Source organism: Caballeronia mineralivorans PML1(12), assembly GCF_001028175.1.
Taxonomy (GTDB): domain Bacteria; phylum Pseudomonadota; class Gammaproteobacteria; order Burkholderiales; family Burkholderiaceae; genus Caballeronia; species Caballeronia mineralivorans.
Window position 1 is genome coordinate 58,138 of the sequence record NZ_AEJF01000006.1, and the last position, 6,000, is coordinate 64,137.

The 6,000-nt window shown below is 60.8% G+C and carries 9 protein-coding genes; 5 read left to right on the forward strand and 4 right to left on the reverse strand.

Annotated elements, in window-relative coordinates; translation table 11 throughout:
• Window positions 1-33: 33 nt before the first annotated feature.
• The gene (locus EOS_RS01350; RefSeq protein ID WP_047844805.1) at window positions 34-255 is read left to right on the forward strand and encodes an RNA-binding S4 domain-containing protein; all 222 of its coding nucleotides are present in this window, start codon (window positions 34-36) and stop codon (window positions 253-255) included.
• A 283-nt stretch (window positions 256-538) separates the two neighbouring features.
• Window positions 539-1,963, forward strand: a complete 1,425-nt coding sequence (locus EOS_RS01355) for an MATE family efflux transporter (protein WP_047844806.1) — start codon at window positions 539-541, stop codon at window positions 1,961-1,963.
• 105 nt (window positions 1,964-2,068) lie between these two features.
• Here EOS_RS01355 and EOS_RS47850 read toward each other — a convergent pair whose 3' ends face one another.
• The gene (locus EOS_RS47850; protein ID WP_235442665.1) at window positions 2,069-2,380 is read right to left on the reverse strand and encodes a hypothetical protein; all 312 of its coding nucleotides are present in this window, start codon (window positions 2,378-2,380) and stop codon (window positions 2,069-2,071) included.
• A gap of 16 nt (window positions 2,381-2,396) precedes the next feature.
• Here EOS_RS47850 and EOS_RS01365 point away from each other — a divergent pair, with 16 nt between their 5' ends.
• Both EOS_RS01365 and fumC read left to right on the forward strand, forming a co-directional pair.
• Window positions 2,397-2,984 carry a phospholipase D-like domain-containing protein gene (locus EOS_RS01365; protein ID WP_407639092.1) on the forward strand — a complete coding sequence of 196 codons (588 nt, stop codon included), beginning with the start codon at window positions 2,397-2,399 and terminating at the stop codon, window positions 2,982-2,984.
• 74 nt (window positions 2,985-3,058) lie between these two features.
• Complete coding sequence (gene fumC, locus EOS_RS01370; RefSeq protein WP_047844809.1) at window positions 3,059-4,453, forward strand: class II fumarate hydratase; 1,395 nt, start codon at window positions 3,059-3,061, stop codon at window positions 4,451-4,453.
• Window positions 4,454-4,510: 57 nt separating this feature from the next.
• Here the strand turns inward: fumC and EOS_RS46900 are convergent, their stop codons facing one another.
• The 3 genes from EOS_RS46900 to EOS_RS46905 all read right to left on the reverse strand — a co-directional run bounded on the left by EOS_RS46900 (window position 4,511) and on the right by EOS_RS46905 (window position 5,525).
• Complete coding sequence (locus EOS_RS46900) at window positions 4,511-4,672, reverse strand: hypothetical protein (RefSeq protein ID WP_160312453.1); 162 nt, start codon at window positions 4,670-4,672, stop codon at window positions 4,511-4,513.
• A gap of 73 nt (window positions 4,673-4,745) precedes the next feature.
• On the reverse strand, window positions 4,746-5,288 hold the full coding sequence (locus EOS_RS01375) for an acyl-CoA thioesterase (RefSeq protein WP_082163181.1): 543 nt from the start codon (window positions 5,286-5,288) through the stop codon (window positions 4,746-4,748).
• Window positions 5,289-5,381: 93 nt separating this feature from the next.
• Window positions 5,382-5,525 (reverse strand): hypothetical protein, encoded by a 144-nt coding sequence (locus EOS_RS46905; RefSeq protein ID WP_160312454.1) that lies wholly within the window; start codon window positions 5,523-5,525, stop codon window positions 5,382-5,384.
• Window positions 5,526-5,686: 161 nt separating this feature from the next.
• Between EOS_RS46905 and EOS_RS01380 the strand changes: the two genes are divergently transcribed.
• On the forward strand, window positions 5,687-6,000 hold a 314-nt coding region (locus tag EOS_RS01380; RefSeq protein ID WP_047844810.1), incomplete at its 3' end, for an ArsR/SmtB family transcription factor.

Sequence of the window (6,000 nt, forward strand, 5' to 3'; positions counted from 1 at the left end):
CTTTCCGCCCCCAACCTTGCGAAGACCGCTCACATGCCGCGACTCGAATTCACGCTCACGGGCGACTACGTCGAACTGCACAACCTGCTCAAGCTGATGGGCCTCGCCGACAGCGGCGGCTCGGCCAAAGCACGCGTCGCCGAGGGTGAGGTGAAGGTCGACGGCAAGATCGAGCTGCGCAAGACGTGCAAGATCCGCGCGGGCCAGACCGTTCTCATCGACGACACCACGATCAAGGTTCAAAAGCCGAAATAATCCGCATGGCCGGGATCGGGAGTACGTGAAATACCGCTTCCTGATCGACATAATCGCGATCAGGCAATAAGCTAGACAGCTTTCGTTCCCTTTCGCCGCTTTCAGCTTGTTGACGTTTCAAGCTAATTTTTCAAAATCAGCTTTCAAGCTGGCGTGTTTCAGTCCAATACGCTGAAGCGCGGCCGGAACGAACGGGCGATGCAGGACCGGTAACGGTTTGCTGCATCGCCCGTTGCAGTTTTTGCACTGTTTTGCCGTGCAGCAAGCATTCAGATAACCCGTCATGCCAACAAGATTAAATCGCGCAAACGCGCCACCCACCCTTTCCCGTCACGCCGTCGATACCGCCAGGCTCGCCGCGCCGCTCGCCATCTCGCAACTGTCGCAAATGGCGATGGGCGTCACCGACACCATCCTGCTCGGCTCACTCGGCCCCGATTCCCTCGCCGCTGGCGGCCTCGGCGCGAACCTGTTTTTTGTCGTCGTGGTGCTGCTGCAGGGCGTGCTGACGTCGGTGAGCGTGTCGGTCTCGCATGCGCGCGGCGCGAATGCCGATCACCTCGTGCCGAATATCTACTGGAGCGGGCTTGTACTGTCCCTGCTGCTCGCGATTCCCGCGTTCGCGCTGCTCAGCTTCGCCGAGCCGATCCTGCTCGCGTTCCACGAGCCCGCCATGCTGGCCAGGAATGTCGGCGAATATTGCGAAGTGTTGCGCTGGGGCGCGCCGGGCAGCCTGATCGGGATCGGCATGATGCGTGCGTTCCTGCCGGCTATCGGTGCGGCGAAGCGGCTGCTATGGGTCTCGATTGGCGGCGTGTTCGTGAACGCGTTTCTCAACTACGGCCTGATTCACGGTGCCTACGGCCTGCCCGAACTCGGTTTTCTCGGCTCGGCAGTCGCCACCACGATTACCGTCTGGGCAACGGCGCTCGTGCTGATCGCGTTCCTGCATTTGCGGCCGCGTTACCGGCATTTTGTCGTCGCGTCGCGGCCGCGCCTGCCGCTGATGGGCGAATTGTTTGGCATCGGCTGGCCGGTCGCGATCACGTATGGCGTCGAATCCACGCTGTTTCTCGCCACCGGCATGACTATCGGCACGCTCGGCGAAGCGCCGCTCGCCGCGCACCAGATCGCGCTCAACGTGGCGTCGGTGGCGTTTATGGTGCCGCTGGCTATCGGCCAGGCGGCAAATGTGCGCGTCGGCTACTGGATCGGCGCGGGACAGCCGCTGGCAGCGCGCCATGCAGGGTTCGTGGCGATCGCGCTGGGCGTGGCGTTCATGGCGCTATCGGGCTGCGTGTTGGTGCTGGCGCCGCACGCGATCGTCGGGCTGTATCTGCATCTCAACGACCCGAAGAACGCGCAGACCGTCGCGCTGGCGGCGTCGCTGCTGGGTGTGGCGGCCGTGTTCCAGATCGTCGATGGCATGCAGACGGTCGCATCGGGCGTGCTGCGCGGGCTCAAGGACACGCGTGTACCAATGCTCGCTGCGGCCCTCGGTTACTGGGGCATCGGCTTTCCGACGGGCTACATGCTGGCGTTTCACTTCGGCGGCGGCACGAAGGGTCTGTGGTGGGGGCTGGCTGCGGGACTGGCGAGCGTCGCGGTGTTGATGACCGTTCGCTTCGATCGCATGAGCCGCCGTTTGGTCAAGCATGGCGCGCTTGAGCCCGGAAAATCCGGGCAGGCGTCGCGAAACACGGCCTGAAGGGGCTACCACGGCATAAGATAAGCAGACATTGTTGGTTGGAACCGGAGCGACCCGAAGATACGATTAAGCCGTCTCCTTGAGACTCATCCAGTAACAGGGGTATTAGGCCCGCTTCGTCGAAGCGGGCTTTTTTTCGCGTGCGCGTTTCCTCGCGGCGGCATATCGCGTGTTGGACAGTTCGACGCTGGCCGCGACGACGCTGGCCGCGAGAAAACACGCCAGCAACCGATGCATGTCCAGCACGCCCGACTGCGCCCCGTCGCCCAATTTGGATTTTCGCAAATCGACCCGTCGGCCGTGTCCGTACCCGATTTCCCATAAAATAATCGCGCATGATCCTCGGCGCACTCCCGCGAGATCCAGCGCCGCACGCAGCCACAACGCGCGCAACAACCGCTGGCAGTTCGAGGACATCGACCAGATCATGGCCGTGCTGAATGCGCATGACAACATCGATATCCGCGTGGTGAAAGTGCTGACCAATTCGCTGGCGGCTACCGACGCCGTCGCGGTGCAGGCGGGTTATGCGCCGTATCGCATGCCGATGCTGAAGGCCGGCGTAGAGTTATATGAGTTCAAGCCGGTGCAGGCCGAGGGCGATGGCCGCGCACGCACCGGGCTGTTCGGTTCACCGTCGCGCGCAAGCCTGCATGCCAAGGCGTATATGATCGATCGCAGTATCCTCGTGATTGGATCGATGAATCTGGACTCGCGCTCGGCATCGCTCAACACTGAACTCGCGCTCGTAATCTACAGCAAGCAAATCGCGAACGAAGCAGCGCAACTGTTCGATAACGGCGTCGCGCCGGCGAGAGCGTGTCGCGTGGAACTCGCTTCGCCTGCTGTGCTTGCTGTGCTTGCGGGCCTGAAGAGCACCGGCTCGCCGATGTCTCCGCTCATCTGGAGCACTGAGAACGACGGTGTGGTGCATACCTACAATTTCGATCCGCAAGCGGGTCTGTATCGCAACGTGCTGACGGGTTTATTCATGCTGCTGCCCGTCGACTCACAGCTTTAAGTTTTTAGATTCTGAATGTGCAGGCAAATCGAATTCAAACCCGAACCTGAAGCAACGCGAAGGAGCATGAAGCCATGACGGACAACGTAAGACTCGAGAAGGACACTTTCGGCGAAATCGCCGTGCCGAACGCAAGACTCTGGGGCGCACAAACGCAGCGCTCCTTGCAGAACTTCAAGATTTCAAGCGAGAAGCAGTCGCCGGAATTGATCAATGCACTCGCGATCGTGAAGCGGGCATCGGCTGAAGTAAACGCCGAACTCAAAGTGCTCGATGCCGATAAAGCGCAGGCGATCATCGCGGCCGCCGACGAGATCCTGACCGGCAGGCATCCCGATGAATTCCCGCTCGCCGTGTGGCAAACGGGTTCCGGCACGCAGACCAACATGAACCTCAACGAGGTGATCGCGAACCGGGCAAGCGAGCTGATGGGCGGCGAGCGCGGCGAAGCGCGCAAGGTGCATCCGAACGACGACGTGAATCGCGGGCAATCGTCGAACGACGTGTTCCCGACCGCCATGCACATTGCCGCCGCTGTCGCGATCGTCAAACATCTCGTGCCTTCTTTGAAGACCTTGCGCGAGACGCTTCATCAAAAATCAAAGGCCTTCGATTCAATCGTGAAAATCGGCCGCACGCACTTGCAGGATGCGACGCCGCTCACGCTCGGGCAAGAGTTTTCGGGTTATGTCGCGCAACTGGATCAGGGCATCCGGCATGTCGAGTCGACCTTGCCGCATCTGTATCAACTGGCATTGGGCGGCACGGCGGTCGGCACGGGTCTGAATGCTCATCCCGAATTCGCGGTGAAGGTCGCCGGCGTGATCGGCAAGCTCACCGGCTTGGCCTTCGAAACCGCACCGAACAAGTTCGAAGTGATGGCCGCCGCCGACGCACTCGTGTTCGCGCACGGCGCGTTGAAAACCATCGCGGCGAGCTTGATGAAGATCGCCAACGACATCCGCTGGCTCGCGAGCGGACCGCGTTGCGGGTTGGGAGAGTTGTCGATTCCCGAGAACGAACCGGGCAGCTCGATCATGCCGGGCAAGGTCAATCCGACGCAATCCGAAGCGCTCACCATGCTGTGCTGCCAGGTGTTTGGCAATGACGTTGCGGTGAATATCGGCGGGGCGAGCGGCAATTTCGAACTCAACGTATTCCGCCCGATGATCGCGCACAACGTGCTGCAATCGGTTCGTCTACTTGCCGACGGCGCACAAAGTTTCAACGATAACTGCGCGGTCGGGATCGAGCCGAACGCGTCGCGGATCGACAGTTTGCTGAATGAATCGCTGATGCTCGTGACGGCGCTGAATCCGCATATCGGTTATGACAAGGCTGCGAAGATCGCGAAGAAGGCGCACAAGGAAGGCACGACGCTGAAAGCGGCCGCGCTTGCGCTCGGCTATGTGACCGATGCGCAATTCGATGAATGGGTGAAGCCCGAAGAGATGGTGGGCAAGAAGTAACGCAGGCGCATTGAATGCAGCGGTTGACGTTCGTATCTGATCAACCGCTGCGCTCGCTTATCGTGCTGCCGTTTTCTGCGCAAACCAGAAGCCCAGTTCTTCCGAATGGGCAATGAGCTTCTTGCCGGAGTCGGCAAGAATGTGGCCCAGACGCATCTCGATCTGTTCAGCCGGCACCTCCGCATTTGCGACTTGCAGGCGCAGGCCCGTTGCGGCCAACGAGCGCTTGACGCGCGCAATCAGTTCGTCAGTATCTTTGCTGAGCGCCTTCTTGTTTATTTCATTGAATTAGCTATACCTTTCCCGCCGCGACTTCTTCCGGCTTCAATTCCACGATCGCGTCGAGCGCATCCTTCACGTCCATCGCGTACTTCGCCAGCCGCTTCTGCTCCTCAGTCACGGGCACGAATGGCGGTACCGGCACTGGTTTGCCCTGTTCATCGACGGCGACAAACACCATCAGGCAATCCGTCGTCTGCTGCAGCACACCGCTTTTCGGATCGCCCGCATGCACCGAGATATGCAAATGCATGCTCGTGCGCCCCGTTGCCACCACACGCGCGCGCAGTTCCACCAGGTTGCCCACCAGGATCGGCCGGCGAAAGCGAATATTGCCCACGCTCACGGTCACGCAATAGCGCCCGGACCAGACCGCCGCGCAAGCGTAAGCAGTCTCGTCCATCCACTTCATCAACGCTCCGCCGTGAACCTTGCCGCCGAAATTGACTGACGTGGGTTCGGCGAGAAAACGAAAGGTGGTTTCGGACCGATCGGTGATCGGGGCATCAGCGGACAGGGGGGCGGGCGCTGCGTTCGGCGCGGCTGCAGTATTCATGTAGATTTCTTGGGCAACCTGAAGGGCCAGCCCGGTAAGTGAAGTTACCGAATTATACGAGGCTAAAAAAGAGCTCCCGGGCCGCCGCAGCACCTACTTGCGCACGGAAACGCCTTCGTCGATCACGCCATACATCGTGATGCCGCTCGACCCGCCCGCGGACGACGAGCCGCCCGAGGCTCCCGCACACCCGGCACACACCGCAGCAAGCAGCGCCACCATCAAAAGTTTCACCATGAGAATCCTCGGCACAACTGTTCTTCCACACGAATCGTCATTTTAGCGCGCAGCTTCCGAAACCTTCGTTATACGTTACGGCCCTGCATTGTTACTTCGCATTTCACTGAAACATCGCGTGCAGCAAGCCGCTAAAGTAGAGTCAATCCAAGGAGGCTTTCATGACGCTCAACCACGACGACGCACGCCCGTTTCCCGGTTTGTCGAGGATCGGCGCACTGCTCGCCGACCCGGGCCGCGCCGCCATGCTCTGGTCGCTCATGGACGGCCGCGCCCGCCCTGCCGGTGAACTGACAATGATTGCCGGGATCTCGCCGTCGGCGGCGAGCGGCCATTTCTCCCGACTTGTCGAAAGCGGTTTGCTCGCGCTCGAAGTCAGTGGGCGGCATCGCTACTACCGCATCGCAACACCGGACATCGCGATGGCAATCGAAGCGCTCGCGAATCTGGCGCAGGCCAGCGCGCCGCTGCGCGA

Excerpts from the sequence above, each read along its gene's own strand:
- EOS_RS01350 (WP_047844805.1), top strand. The coding sequence starts at position 34 with ATGCCGCGACTCGAATTCACGCTCACGGGCGACTACGTCGAACTGCAC.
- EOS_RS01355 (WP_047844806.1), top strand. The coding sequence starts at position 539 with ATGCCAACAAGATTAAATCGCGCAAACGCGCCACCCACCCTTTCCCGT.
- EOS_RS47850 (WP_235442665.1), bottom strand. The coding sequence starts at position 2,380 with ATGTCCTCGAACTGCCAGCGGTTGTTGCGCGCGTTGTGGCTGCGTGCG.
- fumC (WP_047844809.1), top strand. The coding sequence starts at position 3,059 with ATGACGGACAACGTAAGACTCGAGAAGGACACTTTCGGCGAAATCGCC.
- EOS_RS01375 (WP_082163181.1), bottom strand. The coding sequence starts at position 5,288 with ATGAATACTGCAGCCGCGCCGAACGCAGCGCCCGCCCCCCTGTCCGCT.
- EOS_RS46905 (WP_160312454.1), bottom strand. The coding sequence starts at position 5,525 with ATGGTGAAACTTTTGATGGTGGCGCTGCTTGCTGCGGTGTGTGCCGGG.